This is a genomic window from Cucumibacter marinus DSM 18995, from assembly GCF_000429865.1.
GTDB classification, from domain to species: Bacteria; Pseudomonadota; Alphaproteobacteria; order Rhizobiales; family Devosiaceae; genus Cucumibacter; species Cucumibacter marinus.
Window position 1 is genome coordinate 61,560 of sequence record NZ_AUCR01000010.1, and the last position, 17,486, is coordinate 79,045.

Sequence of the window (17,486 nt, forward strand, 5' to 3'; positions counted from 1 at the left end):
CTAGCGAATGCTGGGATAGCCGCCGGGCACCCCGTTCTTGGCAAAAACGATCTGCCAGAGCTGGGTCGAGCGGGCGCGGAACAGCGCGGCGGACATCAACAGATAATACCGCCACATGCGGTGGAACCGCTCATCGTAATTGTCCTTGATGGTGGGCCAGGCCGCCTCGAAATTGGCGTGCCAGGCCATCAAGGTGTGATCGTAGTCGGCGCCGAAATTGTGCCAGTCTTCCATCACGAAATCGTCTTCCGCCGCGGCAGCGATCTGCTTGATCGAAGGCAGCATCGAATTGGGAAAGATGTATTTCTCGGTCCAGGGGTCGCCATGGCTGGTCGACTGATTGCCCCCGATCGTGTGCAGAACGAACAAGCCATCATCGCGCAGGAGCTCGGCGACTTTTTCGAAATAGGCATTGTAGTTTTTGTAGCCCACATGCTCGAACATGCCGACCGAGATGATCTTGTCGAACCGGCCGTCAACATCGGCATAGTCAACAAGGCGGAAATCGAGCGGCGCGTCCTTGTAGCGCTCTTGCGCATAGGCGACCTGCTGCTTCGAGATCGTGATGCCCATCCCGGTAATGCCGTAATTCTCGGCGGCATATCCGAGGAACCCGCCCCAGCCACAGCCGATATCGAGCACCCGATCACCCGGCTTCAACCCGGCTTTGCGGCAAATCAGGTCGAGCTTCGCCCGCTGTGCGCCAGCGAGATCATCTGCCTCGCGCCAATAGCCGCAGGAATAGATCATCAGCGGGTCGAGCATCGCCTCGAAGAGATCATTGCCGAGATCGTAATGCTTGCGCCCCACCTCGTCCTTGTTGAGCCGCTGCAGGTTCAACAGCCGGCCCCGCACCAGCGACAGCATCAGTCCCAGATCGATCTTGATCCGGTTGCGCACGTCGTGATCGATCAGCCGGAACAGCGCCTGGTCGAGCGCTTCGGCGTCCCACCAGCCGTCCATATAGGCTTCGCCGAGCCCGAGCGTGCCTTGCAGCATTACCCGGTCGAACAACCGCTCGTCATGGATATGCACATCCCAGGGGCTCGGCCCGCCCACCGCGATGTCGCACTGGTTGAGAAGTTCGGTGATCAGCGTTTCCGCGCGGCCCGCCATGGCTCCACCCACCCATGTTCTGCTTTTCTCATTATTGGTATTTTTGTCCGCGAATTCAATTCCTTGGATTGCGGATCCCGCGCGCTTAACCAAATCGAAGCAGGCGAATACTAGCATCGCGCGCAATGAACACGCCGCGCCAACAAAGCTCAGACCCCGGCATATCCGCCGTCTCCGCCCCGGCGGGCCGCGCGCTCCAGCGCGATGCCGGCACCGCGCTGGCCCTTCTGGTGCTGGTCTATGCCGCGCTCGCTGCCGCCTTATCGCCGGCGATCTATTTCCAGCTTCTGCCGGTTTATGGCTTGCAGACCCTTATGGCAGTGCCCTTGCTGCTGGGCGTGGCCCTGCCGCTCGGGTGTCTGTCCAGGAACCCGGCTGCGCCGGTCTCCGAGGCGATTGCGCTGTTGAAACGGAGCACCGGCATCCTGCCCCGCAGTGCCGCCACCATCGCCTTGTTCATTCTCGGCATGGCCGGCTTCACCACCTTCAAGCTCTCCATCCCCGATCTCGTGCCCTTCTATGCCGACCCGGTCCTCGCCGATATCGACGCGGCCCTTCATGGCGGCGATCCCTGGGTCTGGGCCCATGCAATATTGCCCCGGCAACTCGCCTGGGGGCTCGCCTATATCTATTCCAAGATCTGGATGGTCTATTGGTTCGCCACTATTCTGGTCATGGCCTTCTGGCACGAGCGTCATCTGCGCCTGCGCTATTTGTGGACCATGGCTCTGGCGATTGTCGGGCTCGGCACGCTTCTTGCCGCTGCCCTTTCTTCGGTCGGCCCTGTCTTTTACGGGCCGCTTGTCGGTTCCGCCCGGTTCGCCCCGCTCGAGGCCGCACTGGCCGGCCCGGTCGGCGATGCGGTCGCCGGCTATCGCGATTACCTGCTCGCCGCCTATTACGGCTTCTCCGGGCAGGCCGGCAGCGGCATCTCGGCCATGCCGTCCATGCATGTGGCGGTCGTGACCTGCAATGCGCTGGTGCTTTCTTCGATCAATCGCTGGCTCGGCGCCGCCGCATGGGCCTTTGCCGGCGTCATCCTGTTTGGCTCGGTCTATCTCAGCTGGCACTACGCGATCGATGGCTATGTCTCGATCGTGGTCGTGCTGCTCATCTGGGCGGTGACCGGCCGGGCGCTGCGCCCTTCTCCCCAACAGCATCAATCCTGAAAAAAGGAGCCAGACCCGTTCACCGATTCCGGGAAATCTTGAACGGGTCTAGCGAGGGAGAGGTCGAATAGGGGGAGATGGGATCAGGACAATTCCGGTAACTGAACCGGTATTTCGTGAGGTGACCGCATGCCCATGAGACCACGCGATCACCCGGTGCGCCGCTCCCGCTGCGAGGGAGCGTGAAAGGCAGTAACGCCTTAGAACTGGGCGGTTTCGGTCGAATCCGCCATCGCCGTTGTCGAGCTCGAGCCGGCGCTGACCGCCACCGAGACCGCATCGAAATAGGTGGTGCCGACTTCGCGCTGATGGCGCGTGGCGGAGAACCCGTCCTTTTCGGCGGCGAACTCGGCCTGCTGCAGCTTCGAATAGGCGGCCATGCCGTCCCCGGCATAGGCGCGGGCCAGGTTGAAGGTCGACAGCGATAGATTGTGGAACCCGGCAAGGGTGATGAACTGGTATTTGTAGCCCATCGCGCCGAGTTCGCGCTGGAACTGCGCCATCTCCGCTTCGCCCATATGCTTGGCCCAGTTGAATGAAGGCGAGCAGTTATAGGCCAGCATCTGATCGGGATATTCGGCGCGGATCGCCTCGGCGAAGCGCTTGGCGTCTTCAAGGCTCGGGGTCGAGGTCTCGCACCAGATCAGATCCGCATAGGGCGCATAGGCGAGCCCGCGGGCGATCGCGCATTCAAACCCGCCCTTGAGACGATAGAAGCCTTCCTCGGTCCGCTCGCCGGTGACGAACGGCGCGTCATAAGGATCGATATCCGAGGTGATCAGCCGTGCGGCTTCGGCGTCGGTCCGCGCCATGATCAGTGTCGGCACACCCATCACATCGGCGGCGAGCCGGGCCGCGTTAAGCGTGCGCACAAAGGTGCGGGTCGGCACCAGAACCTTGCCGCCCAGATGTCCGCACTTCTTTTCGGAGGCGAGCTGGTCTTCGAAATGAACCGCGGCGGCACCGGCCTCGATCATGCCTTTCATCAGCTCAAAGACATTGAGCGAACCGCCAAACCCGGCTTCGGCATCGGCAATGATCGGCACCATGAACTCATAATCCGTGGTCGCGGTGCCCGAGAGCTTTTCCATGTGCTGGATCTGGTCGGCGCGCTGCAGGCCCTTGTTGATGCGCTTGACGACCGCCGGAACGCTGTCGGCGGGGTAAAGGCTCTGATCGGGATACATATTGCCCGACAGATTGGCGTCAGCCGCCACCTGCCAGCCCGACAGATAGATGGCCTTGAGCCCGGCCTTGACCTGCTGCACCGCCTGGTTGCCGGTGAAGGTGCCAAGGGTCGGCACGAAGTCTTCTGTGTGCAGCAATTCCCAAAGCCGCTTGGCGCCGTTCTGGGCCAGCGAATGCTCGATTCTGAGGCTGCCCGAAAGCTTGTGCACGTCTTCGGGGGTGAAATCGCGCTTGATGTTGTCCCAGCGATCCGGCGCCCAGTCAGGCGTCTCGAATTCGGTCGGGTTTTGCGGCTTGTCGAGCATGGTCTCCTCCAAAAACTCTGAATTCTGTCTTGTCTGGTTTGGCGTTTAGGGCGCCGTTCACGGGGTCTGGCCTTTGGGCCGGACATAGGGGCGCCATCCGGCTGCCCATCGGAACAAGGCCTATGGGAGCAGCGCCTCTTGGCGGATGGCGATTTCGGGGTTCGGGGTTAAAGAACGGGTGGCCAGCCTCAGGGCGAGCCGGCCACCCGTTGGATGACGGGGTTAGCCCCTGGCCGCCGGCCGGCGGAACGTGGCCGCGACCATGGCATTCCCGTCAAAAAGCTCGCTGGCGGCAGCGGGGCCTTCGGCAAAGGCGAAGACGTGCCGGTTGACCTGACCTACGATCGAATAGCCTTTGGCATCGAGACCGCGGGCACGGAACTGGCCCATGGCTTCGTTGATGCTGCGCGCGATGATGGTGACGTATTCATCGCCGGGGGCGGGGGTTGCGATCATGTCGGTCATGGCATTTCTCCTTGGCACTTGACCTCTGCCGGTACCGCTATTGGTTTCCTGCAGCGCCGTGATGTAAAGATTTGACAAATGCCGCGCAGATGCAAGATAAATCGGCATATCCCGGTGTCACGGCGTAAAGACTTGCAAAGCCGGGCTTGACAAGATGTAAAGCTTGTAAAGTCCACTGCAGTCCCAGACCTTGTAAAGCCGGTAAAGGGAGGAAAGCGGCGTGAACGATTCCGATCCGCAAATCGGTGGCAAGATCAGGCGCTTGCGCCGTCAGCGCGCCCTCAGCCAGGCGGACCTTGCGGCCGCTATCGGCATTTCGGCGAGCTATCTCAATCTCATCGAACACAACCGCCGCAAGATCACCGTGCCGCTTCTGTTCAAGCTCGCGGGCCATTTCGGGGTCGAGCCGGGCGAACTCGCTGAAAGCGATGAAAGCCGCCTCTCTGGCGATCTCATGGAAATGTTCGGCGACGATGTCTTCGCCGACAATGATCTCACCAATCACGATATCCGCGATCTCGCGGCTTCAAACCCCGCTATCGCCCGCGCCGTTCTGAGGCTTTACGACCGCTATCGCCACGAGCACCGCAACCGCTCAAGCGCGCCTGCCGATGATGGCGATATCCTGCCCGGCACCGCCGGCCATCACGCGGCAACCGATGCGATCTCCGATTTCATCCAGGAGAACGCCAATCATTTCGACAGCCTCGAGCGTGCCGCCGAGCGTGTGCGTGCCGATATCGACAATGCCTCGGACGTTTTGAGCCTGGGGCTGCGCACCTATCTCGGCAATGTCTTCGGCATGGATTGGCGACTGGCTTCCCTGCCGCGCGGCATCGCGCGACGCCTCGCCGAAGACGGGCGGGTGATTGAAATCGCCGACACGCTGCCGGCCGAATCCGCCATTTTCGCTGTCGCCCATCAGATCGGGCTGCTCACGGCCGAAACCCAGATCAATGCCATCATCGAGCAAAGCGACCTGCCCGAGGACGACGCCCCGGCGCTGGCCCGCAATGTCCTCGCCTCCTATTTCGCCGCCGCCCTGATGATGCCTTATGAGCCCTTCCTCAAGGCCTGCCGTGACTATCGCTACGACATCGAGCGTTGCGCCCGGCGCTTCTCGGCCAGCTTCGAACAGGTCTGCCACCGCATGACCACCCTGCAGCGGCCCGGCGCCCGGGGCATCCCGTTGCATTTGGTGCGCACCGATATTGCGGGGAACATTTCCAAGCGCTTTTCGCTTTCGGGCATCCATATTCCGCGCCATTCCGGTGCCTGCCCGCGCTGGAATGTCTATGCGGCGTTCCTCCAGCCCGAGCGCATCAATGTGCAGATCTCGCAAATGCCCGACGGTCAGCGCTTTTTCTGCATCGCCAAGGCCATCGTCAAAGGCGACTACCGCTACAATGCCCCGACCCGGCATCTTGCCATCGGGCTTGGCTGCGATATCGCCCAGGCCCGCGAGATGATCTATTCGGACGGCATCGATCTCGAAAACGAGGCGCTGTCGATCCCTATTGGTGTGGGTTGCCGCCAATGTCCGCGGCTCGAATGCGGCCAGCGGGCGCACCCGCCCGCCGACCACCGCTTCCGTCTCGAGGACGGCATCCGCGCCGAAAGCCTTTACGGGCGGATGCTGTAGCGGCACGAGCCACAACCCTCATCCTGACCCCTCATGGTGAGCCTCCTGAGCGCGTCGAAGGGCGAACCACGAATGACATCGGGAGCGAGCAATTCTCTTCCACCCTCATCCTGAGCTTGTCGAAGGACGAGGGTGGTTGTGAGCGCGGCCGGAAGGCTTAAGCCGCCTTCAACCGCTGCATCTGCGCACTCGCTTGTGCCCGTTCCTGGGCCACAAGCGTCAGCGAGGCGAGAACGATCAGCACCGCGCCGGGCCAGAAATTGGCCCCTGGCGCGCTTGCGAACACCACCCAGCCGAACAGGATGTTCAAAGGCAGCTTCAAGTCGTCGAAGGGCTGCAGATAGGTCGCATCGGCCACCGAATAGGCTCGTGTCAGCACATATTGCGAGCCCGCAGTCAAAATGCCGGCGGTCAAAAGCACAGGCCATTGCGCGGCGAGCGGCAGGGTGAGACCCGAGCCCACAAGGATCGCCGCGTTGACCGGGGTCAGCAGCAACAACAAATAGAGCGTGATCGAAAGCGGGTTTTCGTCCCGGGTCAGATATTTGGTGATCACCGAGGCCCCGGCCCACAGCGCCGCTGCGGCCACCGGCAAAAGCGCCATCGGGGTGAATCCCGCCGACCAGGGTTCGAGTATGATCACAGCGCCCGAAAACCCGGCCACCGCCGCGCCGAGCCGCACCGCTGTGATCCGTTCGCCGAGGAACAGCTTGGCCCCTGCAATCACGAAAAAGGGCGAGGTCATCACCAGCGCCACCGCCTGCCAGATCGGCACCGCCGAGAGTGCCAGCACCCAGAGCTGAACGCCGCCCGCCGACAAGACGACCCGAAGCACATGCAGGCCGAGATGGTCGGTCCTGAGCGCTGCAAACCCGCCGCGCCAGATAAAGGGCAGGGCCAGCGCTGCGGCAATCGCATATTGCCAGAAGGCCACTGTCGTCGAGGGAATGCCCGCGATCATGCCGGCATATTGGGTGGTCACATTGAGCCCGGCAAAGCCGATGCCCGCCAAGACCATGAGAAGCGCGCCGCGCACCGGCGCATTGAGGGAAACTGCCTGTTGCATTTCTGGTCCTTTCAACCCAACAGACAGGGCTACGGGACCAAGGCAGTTCACCGGCGCTCACGAGAATGCGTACGCCACCGGGCGCAACGCGCCCGCCTCGATCGCCGTTCTCTTTCATCCGGACTATCACCGTCGGCTTCGGAATCGCACCGAATCTGCTGACCCCTTTCCCGGATCGACCTGCAAGGCGGGTCCGGCAAAGGGCGCTCGCGGGCTTCGGACCTGAGGCCCGTCACCGCCGGTGGGGACTTTCACCCCGCCCTGAGAACGTCATGGCGCCGGTCATCCGGCGCTGGTCTCAATCTAGTCCATCGTCATTTGCCGATCAAGAAGGAACAATTCTGTGTCCCGTTCCAAGCTCTGTCCCAAGCCCCGTCCCTTGCTCCGACCCAAGCCCCGTCCCTCGCTCCGGTCCGACGGGGCTTGTGTTTCCCTGTGGGTCATGCGAGCGGGGACATCGGTGCCGATCCGATTGATCGCGGCCGCGGTCCCGCTAGAGTAGAAATTGATCCCGAAACGAGCCGAACAGCCCGGAAATGTCATACGCGGCAACATTAGGAAAACAACAGGCGCCCGACCCCGGCCCCACCGCCAGCGGCGGGAACCCCGTGCTTGCGCGGCTGGGCGGGCTCAGCGTTGTCGTAGCCGGCACCGGGGACGAGTTCCGCGCGGCCCGGCAATTGCGCCAGCGCGCCTTTTTTGGCCTGTCCGGCGAGGACGCCGACAGCCATGACGCCGATTGTGACCATCTTATCGCTCGCGATGATACCGGCACGGTGCTCGCCACCTGCCGGCTGCTGCGCGCGCCGGCCATTCCGCTGTGCGCCGCCGAGTTCCATGTCCGCGAATTCGTCGCCCGGCGCGCCTATCGCCGCGCCTGCGAGGTCTCGCGCTTCTGCTTTGCCCCGGGGCTCCCCGGGGGGCTGCTGACCCGGGTCATGTTTGCCGGGCTGGCCGCTTACGCGGCGCAACACCGGGTCACGGGCTTTTTCGGCATGGCCAGCCTGCCGAATGCCGATCATGCCTGTCACGCCGCAGCGCTGGGCTGGCTGGCGGCCCATCATGGCCTTGATATTCAGGTCACAAGCCGGGACCCGGCAGCGTCCGGCGCCGGTAAACCCGGCGCGACACCGCCGCCGCTGCCGCCATTGCTGCGCGGCTATCTCAGCCTTGGCGCGCGGGTCGGGCAGGGGGGCTTTGCCGACACCCGCTTCGACACGCTCGATGTCTTCGTCGCCCTTGATCTCACCGACGTGCCCGAGCGCTATCGCCGCCATTTCACCCGGCCTGCCCTTCTCGCCGCGCCATGACCCGAATTGCCGGAGACCTCGTTCCCCATGGCTGACAAAGCAGCGGCCGACAAATCCCCGGACACTTCGGGCATGACCCCGATGATGGCCCAGTTTTTCGAGATCAAGGCGGTCAATCCCAATTGCCTCTTGTTCTACCGCATGGGCGATTTCTACGAGCTCTTCTTTGAGGATGCGGAAATCGCCTCGCGGGCGCTGGGCATCACCCTCACCAAGCGCGGCAAGCACCAGGGCGACGACATTCCGATGTGCGGTGTGCCGGTGCACGCCGCCCAGGACTATCTGAAAAAACTCATCTCCTTGGGTCACCGGGTCGCGGTCTGCGAACAGACCGAGGACCCTGCCGAAGCCAAGAAGCGCGGTTCGAAATCCGTCGTCAAACGCGATGTGGTCCGGCTCGTGACCGCCGGCACCCTGACCGAAGACGATCTGCTGCCCGCCGACACCAACAACTACCTCGTCTCGATCGCGCTTTTGCCCCATGGCGACAGCGATCTGGCGCTGGCCTGGGCTGACATTTCGACAGGGGAGATCGGCTGCACCGAGATCCCCGAGGCCGGACTGTCGGATGAGATCGCCCGCATCGGCCCTGCCGAAATCATCCTCACCGATGCGAGCCTTCAAGCGCTGGAAAAAGCGCTGCCGCACCCCGATTCGTGCCAGATCATCACTCAGTCCCGAGACCTGTTCGATACCGAGAACGCCACCGACAGGATTACCGCGGCCTACCCGGCGGACGTGCTCGACCCCACCTCGCTGACCCGGGTTGCCCGTTCGGCGCTGGGCGCGCTGATCGGCTATGTCGCTGACACCCAGAAAGGCGCCAGCATTCCCTTGCGGTCGCCGCAGCTGGGCGCCCGCAAGACCCTGATCATCGATGCCGCCACCCGCGCCTCGCTCGAATTGATCGCCACCAATCGCGGCGAGGCGCGAGGGTCGCTGCGCCATTGCCTCGACCGCTGCGTCACCGCGCCAGGCTTGCGCCTTCTCTCCGCCCGGCTATCGGCGCCCTCCGCCGATCCCGTCGAAATCGAGGCCAGGCTCGATATGGTCGCAGGGCTTCACGCCGACACCATGGTCACCGACGGGCTGCGCGACCGTTTGAAATCCGTGCCCGACATGGCCCGCGCGCTCACGCGCCTCTCGCTCGAGCGTGGCGGTCCACGCGATTTGCGCGCCATTGGCGGCGCCCTGTCGGGCGCAGAGGCACTGGCCGGTGAACTCGGCCCTGTGCGCGATACGGCTGGCGGATTGGCCCGGCTCGCCGCCGCGTTGTCCGATGTGCCCCGGGACCTGATGGCCGAAATCGATCGCGCGCTGGGTGAAGACTTGCCATTGCTTACCCGCGACGGCGGCTTCATTGCCAAGGGCTATGACGTTGACCTCGACGAGCAGCGCTCCTTGTCTCAGGAAAGCCGTTCGGTCATCGCCGCATTGCAGGCCAAATATGCGGAGCTGGCCGAGGTGAAGTCCTTGAAGGTCAAGCACAACAATGTGCTCGGCTATTTCGTCGAGGTGCCCGCCAATCATGGCCCGCGCCTGCTGGCGGAACCACTCAACGCCACCTTCATCCACCGGCAGACCACCGCCAACGCGCTGCGCTTCACCACCACCGAACTGGCAGACCTTGAAACCCGGATCGCCCATTCAAGCGCGGCGGCGCTCGAGATCGAACTGGCGATTTTCGCAAACCTGCGCCAGGCCGTGCTCGATGAAACACCGCGCCTGCAGGCGATTGCCGATGCGCTGGCGGAAACCGATCTCACCGCCAATCTCGCCCATATCGCCCAGACCCGGAACTATTGCCGCCCGAAGATCGATGAAAGCCTTGCCTTCGATATCGACGAGGGCCGCCATCCGGTCGTCGAACAAATGCTCGAGGCAGCGGGTGAAACCCGCTTCGTTGCCAATGATTGCGATCTCGGCGGAGACGCCGGCGGCGCGCTCTGGCTCCTGACCGGGCCCAATATGGGCGGTAAGTCGACATTCCTGCGCCAGAACGCGCTGATCGCGGTGATGGCGCAGATGGGCGGCTTCGTGCCGGCAAATGCTGCCCATATCGGGGTCATCGACCGCATCTTCTCGCGCGTCGGCGCGGCCGACGATATCGCCCATGGCCGCTCGACCTTCATGGTCGAGATGATCGAGACCGCCGCCATTCTCAACCGCGCCACGCGGCATTCGCTTGTGGTGCTCGACGAGATCGGGCGCGGCACCGCGACCTTTGACGGTCTGTCGATTGCTTGGGCTGCGGTCGAGGCGCTGCATGAGCAGACCGGTTGCCGGGCCCTGTTTGCCACCCACTACCATGAACTGACCGCACTGGCGGACCGGCTCGACCGGGTGTCGAACCACACCATGACGGTCCGTGAATACAAGGGCGACGTGATTTTCCTCCACGCCGTGGCCCCCGGCGCCGCCGACCGGTCTTATGGCATTCAGGTTGCGCGCCTCGCCGGATTGCCGCCCGAAGTCGTTGCCCGCGCCCGTGAAGTGCTCGAACACCTTGAAAGCCGGTCAAATGGCGCCGACAATAATGGAACAGGAGATTTGCCGCTCTTTGCCCGCCGACCGCGCCGCGAAGAAACGCAGAATATCGACGATCCCTTAAGCGAAAGGATGGATAGTGTTGATCCTGACGCCCTGACCCCGGGGCAGGCGATCGACCTGATCTATGAGCTTAAACGACTGCGCAATGCCCGCCGAACCCCATAAACCGCGCCCCCGCCCAACCCCCAAACGCGTCTTCGTGCTTGAAAAGGCGGAGGACATCCTCTCCGCTATCGAACAAGAACTGGGCGACCAGCCGCGCGACGGCATGGATGCGCGCAACGCGTTCCTGGCTCAGCTCCGGGCCGTGCACAAGCGGGCACAAAACGCGGCGGAAACAGACCTTTACGCTTCCGGCAAGGGGCGGCGTTGCGCCCATGATCTGTGCGCCGCGCAGGACGAGATCATCCGCGCCATCTTCCGCTTTGCCTCCGAACACGTCTATCCGGTCAATAATCGGTCTTCGGGTGAAACCCTCTCCATCGCGGCGGTCGGCGGTTATGGCCGCGGCACGCTGGCGCCGGGCTCCGACATCGATCTGTTGTTCGTTTTGCCCTACAAGCAGACACCCTGGGGCGAGAGCGTCACCGAATATATCCTTTATATGCTGTGGGATATGGGGCTGAAGGTCGGCCACGCCGTGCGCGCTATCGATGATTGCATCCGCATGGCCCAGTCCGACATGACCGTGCGCACGGCCACGCTCGAGGCCCGCTTCCTTACCGGCGACCGGTCCCTGTTCGACACGCTTGAGAAGCGGTTTTTCGAGAAAGTGGTCTCCGGCACCGGTCCCGAATTCATCGCCGCCAAGCTTGCCGAGCGCGATGCGCGCCACGCGGCCATGGGCGACACCCGCTATGTGGTTGAGCCCGACATCAAGGAAGGCAAGGGTGGCCTCAGGGACCTCGATACCCTGTTCTGGATCGGCAAATATTTCTTCGAGGTCAAATCCGCCAAGGAGTTGGTCGGCAAGGGTGTGTTTTCCGCCACCGAACTGCGCCGCTTCCGGCGCTCGGAAGACTTCCTCTGGGCCATTCGCTGCCATCTGCACTTCCTGACCGGGCGGTCCGGCAACAAGCTCACCTTCGAACTTCAGCGCGAGCTCGCCGACCGGGTGCAATTCGCCGGCCGGCACGGGCTGATGGGCGTCGAACGGCTGATGAAGCGCTATTTCCTCGTGGCCAAGGATGTGGGCGACCTGACCCGCATCTTCTGCGCGTCGCTCGAATTCGAGCATGCCAAGGATGTCGATGTCATCGGCCGTGTCATGCGCCGCATCTCCCGCCGCAAGAAGATCAAGGGCGAAACCGATTTCGTCATCGAACACGGCCGCATTTCGGTCGCCGACGATGGGGTCTTTGTGCGCGATCCGGTCAATCTCATCAGGATCTTCGCGGTCGCCGGGCGCGAGGGGTTGCTGTTCCACCCCGACGCCCTGACCCTGATCACCCGCTCGATGCGCCTGATCGACAAGGATTTGAGGAAGAACCCTCAGGCCAATGCCTATTTCCTCGACATCCTGACCCATGGCAAATCGGTCGAGCGCATCCTGCGGCGCATGAACGAATCCGGCGTGCTCGGCAAGTTCGTCACCGAGTTCGGGCGCGTCGTCGCCTTGATGCAGTTCAACATGTATCACCACTATACCGTCGACGAGCACCTGATCCGCGCGGTTGGCGTCTTCGGCGAGATCACGGAAGGCGGGCTGACGGACGAACTGCCGCTCACCCATGAATTGCTGCCCCATCTCGCGGACAAGCGGCTCTTGTTTGTCGCGCTGTTCCTGCACGACATCGCCAAGGGCCGCCGCGAGCATCACTCCGTCGCCGGCGCCCGGCTGGCGAAAAAGCTCTGCCCGCGTTTCGGCCTCGATGCCGCGGAAACCGAGACCGTCGTCTGGCTGGTGCGTCACCATCTCGACATGAGCGAGATCGCCCAGTCCCGCGACATCCAGGACCCCGAAACCGCCCGCCGTTTCGCCGACGAGGTCCAAAGCCTCAATCGGCTGAACCTTCTCCTCATCCTCACCGCCTGCGATATCCGTGCCGTCGGTCCCGGGGTCTGGACCGGCTGGAAGGGCTCGCTCCTGCGCGCCCTTTACTATGCGACCGAACCGCTCCTGTCCGGCGGGCATTCCCAGGTCGCCCAGATCGACCGTGTGGCCGAGGCCCGCGATGCCCTGATCGAAGCGCTCAAGGGCGATTTTGCCGATCATGAGATTTCCGGTTTCGTCGAGCGGCAATACACGGCCTACTGGCTGCGCGCCGAACACGAGCTGCAGATCGACCATGCCCGCATGGTCAGAAAGGCCGAGCGCGCCGGCGAGCCCTTTGCCGGCTTCCACCGGGTCAAGGCCTTCGAGGCGGTGACCGAGATTTCCTTCTTCACCCCAGACCACCCCCGGCTTCTCTCGGTGATCGCCGGCGCCTGCACGCTGGCCGATGCGAATATCATCGGCGCCCAGATCTTTTCGACCCGTGACGGCTATGCCCTCGATACCTTCCGGGTGAAGCGCGCCTTCACCGGCGACGAAGATGAGCGCATCCGCGCCGAACGCATCATCCAGAACGTCAAACAGCTCCTGCACGGCCAGAAATACCTGCCCAAGGGGCTCGGGCTCGATTCGCGCCACAACAAGCGGCTCAGGCCCTTCTCGGTGCCCGCCGAGGTGCAGATTTCCAATTCCCTGTCGCGCAAATTCACCGTCATCGAGGTTTCGGGCCTCGACCGTACCGGCCTTTTGTACGATCTCACCCGCGCCCTGTCGGACCTCAGCCTCACCATCGGTTCGGCCCATATCGCCACCTATGGCGAAAAGGCGGTCGATGTCTTCTACGTCACCGATCTCACCGGCATGCGGGTCGAGAACAAGGCACGGCAAAAGCGCATCCGCGATAAGCTGATGGCCGCGCTCGATCCGGCCCATGCCGAGGAGGGCGCCGAGCGCCACCCGGCCATCGCCTGACGAAAGCCGCCGCGAAACCGGTTGCAATTCCGCCTGAATTCACGTGAATCCATGGTGATCGGCATTAGGCCGGTGAGGGGCTGACGACACGATGAGCATGCTGCGCAATTTCGCCAATGTCGGGGGCGCAACGCTCGTCTCCCGCGTGCTCGGCTTTGTCCGCGACATGCTGATGGCGGCAGCGCTTGGCACCGGCCCGGTCGCCGATGCGTTCTTTGCCGCCTTCCGCTTCCCCAACCTGTTCCGGCGGCTTTTTGCCGAAGGTGCTTTCAACGCCGCTTTCGTGCCCCTGTTCTCCAAGGCCCTCGAACAGGGCGGCGAGGAGCCGGCCCGGCAGTTTGCCCGCGAGATCATCTCCTGGCTGATTGCCTTCCTGCTGGTTCTCACCGTACTGGCCGAGATCTTCATGCCCTGGCTGCTGGTGCCCTTCGTGCCCGGCTTTCTCGATGATCCGGAAATCTTCGACCTGACGGTGCTGCTGACCCGGATCTGCTTTCCCTATCTCGCCTGCATGTCGCTGATGGCGGCCTATGGCGCCATGCTCAACGGGCTGCGCAAATTCTTCATCGCTGCCATCGCCCCGGCGCTGCTCAATGTCGTGCTGATCATCGCGCTTGGTCTTTTGGTGCTGTGGGCCGAATCCGGTGCTGCCGACACCGCCATCTGGGTTTCCGTCGGCGTTATCGTCGGCGGCGTGGCTCAGCTTGCGCTGGTCGCTTGGGGCCTGTCGCGCACCGGCTATTTCCCCGGCCTCGTCTTCCCGCGCTTCAACCGCAATGTCGCTCGCTTCTGGGTGCTGGCCCTGCCCGCCATCCTCACCGGCGGCATCACCCAGATCAATATTTTCGTCGGCACCATCATCGCCTCGATCCAACCGAGCGCCATCTCTTATCTTTATTATGCCGACCGGCTTTATCAGCTCCCCCTCGGGATTATCGGCATTGCCATTGGCATCGTGCTCCTGCCCGAACTGTCCCGGCACCTCAAAGGTGGGCGGCTCGACGATGCCCGCCGCGCACAGGACCAGTCGCTGCTCTTCGCGCTTCTGCTCACGGTTCCTGCTGCAGTTGCCCTCGCTGTCATCGCCGGCCCGGTGATTTCGGTGTTGTTCGAGCGCGGCGCCTTTGATGCCGGGGCCACCCGCCAGACCGCCGCCGCGCTGATGGCCTTCTCGTTTGGCCTGCCCGGCTTCGTCTTGGTCAAGGTCTTCCAGCCCGGCTTCTTCGCCCGCGAGGATACCGCGACGCCGACCCTGTTCGCCGCCATTTCGGCGGGGGTGAACATCGCCCTTTCGGTCATCCTTTTTCCCCAATTCGCCCATGTCGGCATCGCCATCGCCACCTCCATCGCCGCCTGGGTCAACGTGGTCCTGCTGGCGACCCGTCTCGCCGCGCGCGGCCAGTTCACCGTCACCGGACGGCAATGGCGGCGTTACGGGCTCTTGCTGGTCAGCGCCGCCATCATGGGGCTGGCCGTCTGGGCTATCGCCATGCCCCTGGGCCCATTCCTTGAAACCGGCGCCGGTCTCTTCATCCGCATCCTGGCGCTCGGGGCGCTGGTGATCGCGGGCATCGGCTTTTATCTGGTGCCTATTCACCTCACCGGCGTGCAGCGCATCGACCGCCTGATCGCCGATCTCACCCGCAAGGAAACGCCCGAAGCGTCCTGAGTGTTGCCTCGCCACGCGGTTTCGGGTGATAAGCGCACCGCCCGGGCTTGAAGCCCGGGCTTACCCGTTGAAATGGACAAAGACGATCATGGCCGATTTCACCCCCCGGATCTTTTCCGGCATCAAGCCTTCGGGCGATCTCCACCTCGGCAACTATCTCGGCGCCATCCGCCGTTTCGTGCCGTTGCAGAATGACTATGCCTGCATTTTTGGCGTCGTCGACATGCATGCGATCACCGTCTGGCAGGACCCCGCTGATCTCAAGCGCGGGACCCTTGAAATCGCCGCCGCCTATCTTGCCGCCGGGATCGACCCGAAAAAGCATATCGTCATGAACCAGTCGCAGGTTCACGAGCATGCCGAGCTGGGCTGGATCTTTTCCTGCATTGCGCGCATGGGCTGGATGAGCCGCATGACCCAGTACAAGGACAAGGTCGGCAAGGATGCCGAAAAGCATTCGCTGGGGCTGTTCGCCTATCCCGCGCTGATGGCCGCCGATATCCTTGTCTACAAGGCCACCCATGTGCCGGTCGGCGAGGATCAGAAACAGCATCTCGAACTGACCCGCGACATCGCCGGCAAGTTCAACCACGATTTCGCCGCCCGGCTGAAGGAGCTCGGCCTCGGGGAGGAGTTCTTCCCCCTGACCGAGCCGATCATTGCCGGCCCGGCAACCCGCGTCATGTCCTTGAAGGATGGCAAGCGCAAGATGTCGAAATCCGAGCCGTCCGAACTCTCGACCATCTATCTGATGGACGATGCGGACGCGATCGCGAAAAAGATCAAGAAGGCCAAGACCGATCCCGAGCCGTTGCCCTCCGAGGCCAAGGGGCTCGACGACCGGCCGGAGGCCAAGAACCTCGTCGAGATCTACGCCGCGCTGGCCGAAAAGCCGGTCGAGGCGGTGCTTGCCGAGTTCGGCGGGCAGGGCTTTGGAGCCTTCAAGCCGGCCCTCGCCGACCTCGCGGTCGAAACCCTGGCGCCCATGGCAGGCGAAATGCGCCGCTGGATGGACGACAAGGGCGCCATCGAGGCGGTGCTCCGCGACGGGGCCGAGCGGTCCCGCGCCATTGCCGAGCCGGTGCTCCAGGACGTCAAGCGCATCATCGGCTTCGTGTCCTAGGGCGTTCCAGGTGAAGGGGATGCCGGTTCACCGACCGGGTCTTGACCAGTGTCGGGCGTGGTATTTCCCGGCTTGGCAAAGCCCCCGTCCGATGGCAGCATGATCTTATGAGCGGCGAAAGCGAAGCCCGTGAGGGCGCCGAAAAGCGGGGCGAATACAATCGCAAATGGCTGGTGGTTCTGGATGGCACCGAGGAGTGCGCCAAGGCCGTCAGCTTTGCGGCCTATCGCGTCCGGCGCACCGGGGGCACAGTGGTTCTTCTGGTGGTGATCGAGCCCGACCAGTTCCAGCACTGGCTCGGGGTCGAAAACATCATGCGAGCGGAGGCCATGGAAGAGGCCAATGCGCTTTTCGATGTGCATGAAAGCCGCATCAAGGCTTGCGGCAATATCAAGGTCGAACGCGTGGTGCGTGAGGGTGACCGGGCCGAAGAGGTCGAGGCCCTGATCCACGAGGACCCCGACATCGCCATCCTGGTTCTCGCCGCCGGCACCTCCAATGAAGGGCCGGGGCCCCTGGTCTCCTCCATTGCCTCGCGCTCGTCCAACGCCTTCCCGATTCCCGTCGCCATCGTTCCCGGCAGCCTCTCGGACGAAGAGATCGAGGCCTTGAGCTGAACTGAGGGTGGGATTGCTTCGCTCTCGGCTCCTGTCGGCCTTCATCCTGAGGTGCGAGGCGGAGCCGAGCCTCGAAGGACGAGGCCGGGCAATATGATAGGCGAACGCCCGCCATACACTCCGCCGTCATCCCGGACCTGATCCGGGATCCACTCGCTCACGCGGTTGGCCAGAAGTGCTGGCGATTTGCTCAAGAGCCGATGCGAGTAGATTCCGACGTTCGTCGGAATGACGCCGCGGGTGGGCTCTCAACACGATACAGCCCTCACCCTGAGCCTCCTGAGCTAGTCGAAGGGCGAAG

The 17,486-nt window shown here is 63.3% G+C and carries 12 protein-coding genes and 1 riboswitch; of the genes, 8 read left to right on the top strand and 4 right to left on the bottom strand.

All coding sequences use genetic code 11. The features are described from left to right. The gene (cfa, locus tag G489_RS0107475; RefSeq protein WP_029041017.1) at positions 1–1,116 is read right to left on the bottom strand and encodes a cyclopropane fatty acyl phospholipid synthase; all 1,116 of its coding nucleotides are present in this window, start codon (positions 1,114–1,116) and stop codon (positions 1–3) included. Positions 1,117–1,241: 125 nt separating this feature from the next. On the opposite strand from cfa, the gene G489_RS0107480 reads away from it, so the two are divergent. Next, positions 1,242–2,285 (top strand): phosphatase PAP2 family protein, encoded by a 1,044-nt coding sequence (locus G489_RS0107480; protein ID WP_051332406.1) that lies wholly within the window; start codon positions 1,242–1,244, stop codon positions 2,283–2,285. A gap of 200 nt (positions 2,286–2,485) precedes the next feature. Here G489_RS0107480 and aceA read toward each other — a convergent pair whose 3' ends face one another. Both aceA and G489_RS0107490 read right to left on the bottom strand, forming a co-directional pair. Further along, positions 2,486–3,778, bottom strand: coding sequence for an isocitrate lyase (aceA, locus tag G489_RS0107485; RefSeq protein ID WP_029041019.1), 1,293 nt, complete (start codon positions 3,776–3,778; stop codon positions 2,486–2,488). 222 nt (positions 3,779–4,000) lie between these two features. Next, positions 4,001–4,243 carry a hypothetical protein gene (locus tag G489_RS0107490; protein WP_029041020.1) on the bottom strand — a complete coding sequence of 81 codons (243 nt, stop codon included), beginning with the start codon at positions 4,241–4,243 and terminating at the stop codon, positions 4,001–4,003. Between the two features lie 220 nt (positions 4,244–4,463). Here G489_RS0107490 and G489_RS0107495 point away from each other — a divergent pair, with 220 nt between their 5' ends. Further along, positions 4,464–5,885, top strand: a complete 1,422-nt coding sequence (locus G489_RS0107495; RefSeq protein ID WP_029041021.1) for a helix-turn-helix domain-containing protein — start codon at positions 4,464–4,466, stop codon at positions 5,883–5,885. A gap of 157 nt (positions 5,886–6,042) precedes the next feature. On the opposite strand, the gene G489_RS0107500 is transcribed toward G489_RS0107495, so the two are convergent. Further along, complete coding sequence (locus G489_RS0107500) at positions 6,043–6,951, bottom strand: DMT family transporter (protein ID WP_029041022.1); 909 nt, start codon at positions 6,949–6,951, stop codon at positions 6,043–6,045. A 102-nt stretch (positions 6,952–7,053) separates the two neighbouring features. Continuing rightward, positions 7,054–7,224: riboswitch (FMN riboswitch) on the bottom strand. Between the two features lie 335 nt (positions 7,225–7,559). On the opposite strand from G489_RS0107500, the gene G489_RS0107505 reads away from it, so the two are divergent. The 6 genes from G489_RS0107505 (at position 7,560) to G489_RS0107530 (ending at position 17,185) form a co-directional block, all read left to right on the top strand. Then, positions 7,560–8,261 carry a GNAT family N-acyltransferase gene (locus G489_RS0107505; RefSeq protein ID WP_029041023.1) on the top strand — a complete coding sequence of 234 codons (702 nt, stop codon included), beginning with the start codon at positions 7,560–7,562 and terminating at the stop codon, positions 8,259–8,261. Positions 8,262–8,288: 27 nt separating this feature from the next. Beyond that, positions 8,289–10,976: a DNA mismatch repair protein MutS gene (gene mutS / locus G489_RS0107510; RefSeq protein ID WP_029041024.1), complete on the top strand. Its 2,688-nt coding sequence runs from the start codon at positions 8,289–8,291 to the stop codon at positions 10,974–10,976. Next, positions 10,957–13,776, top strand: a complete 2,820-nt coding sequence (locus tag G489_RS19545; RefSeq protein WP_081691452.1) for a [protein-PII] uridylyltransferase — start codon at positions 10,957–10,959, stop codon at positions 13,774–13,776. Before mutS ends, G489_RS19545 begins: the two co-directional genes overlap by 20 nt. 91 nt (positions 13,777–13,867) lie before the next feature. Next, positions 13,868–15,445 (top strand): murein biosynthesis integral membrane protein MurJ, encoded by a 1,578-nt coding sequence (gene murJ / locus G489_RS0107520; protein ID WP_029041025.1) that lies wholly within the window; start codon positions 13,868–13,870, stop codon positions 15,443–15,445. An 88-nt stretch (positions 15,446–15,533) separates the two neighbouring features. Beyond that, positions 15,534–16,568: a tryptophan--tRNA ligase gene (trpS, locus tag G489_RS0107525; RefSeq protein ID WP_029041026.1), complete on the top strand. Its 1,035-nt coding sequence runs from the start codon at positions 15,534–15,536 to the stop codon at positions 16,566–16,568. A 107-nt stretch (positions 16,569–16,675) separates the two neighbouring features. Beyond that, positions 16,676–17,185 (top strand): universal stress protein, encoded by a 510-nt coding sequence (locus tag G489_RS0107530; RefSeq protein WP_029041027.1) that lies wholly within the window; start codon positions 16,676–16,678, stop codon positions 17,183–17,185. The last annotated feature ends 301 nt before the right edge of the window (positions 17,186–17,486 follow it).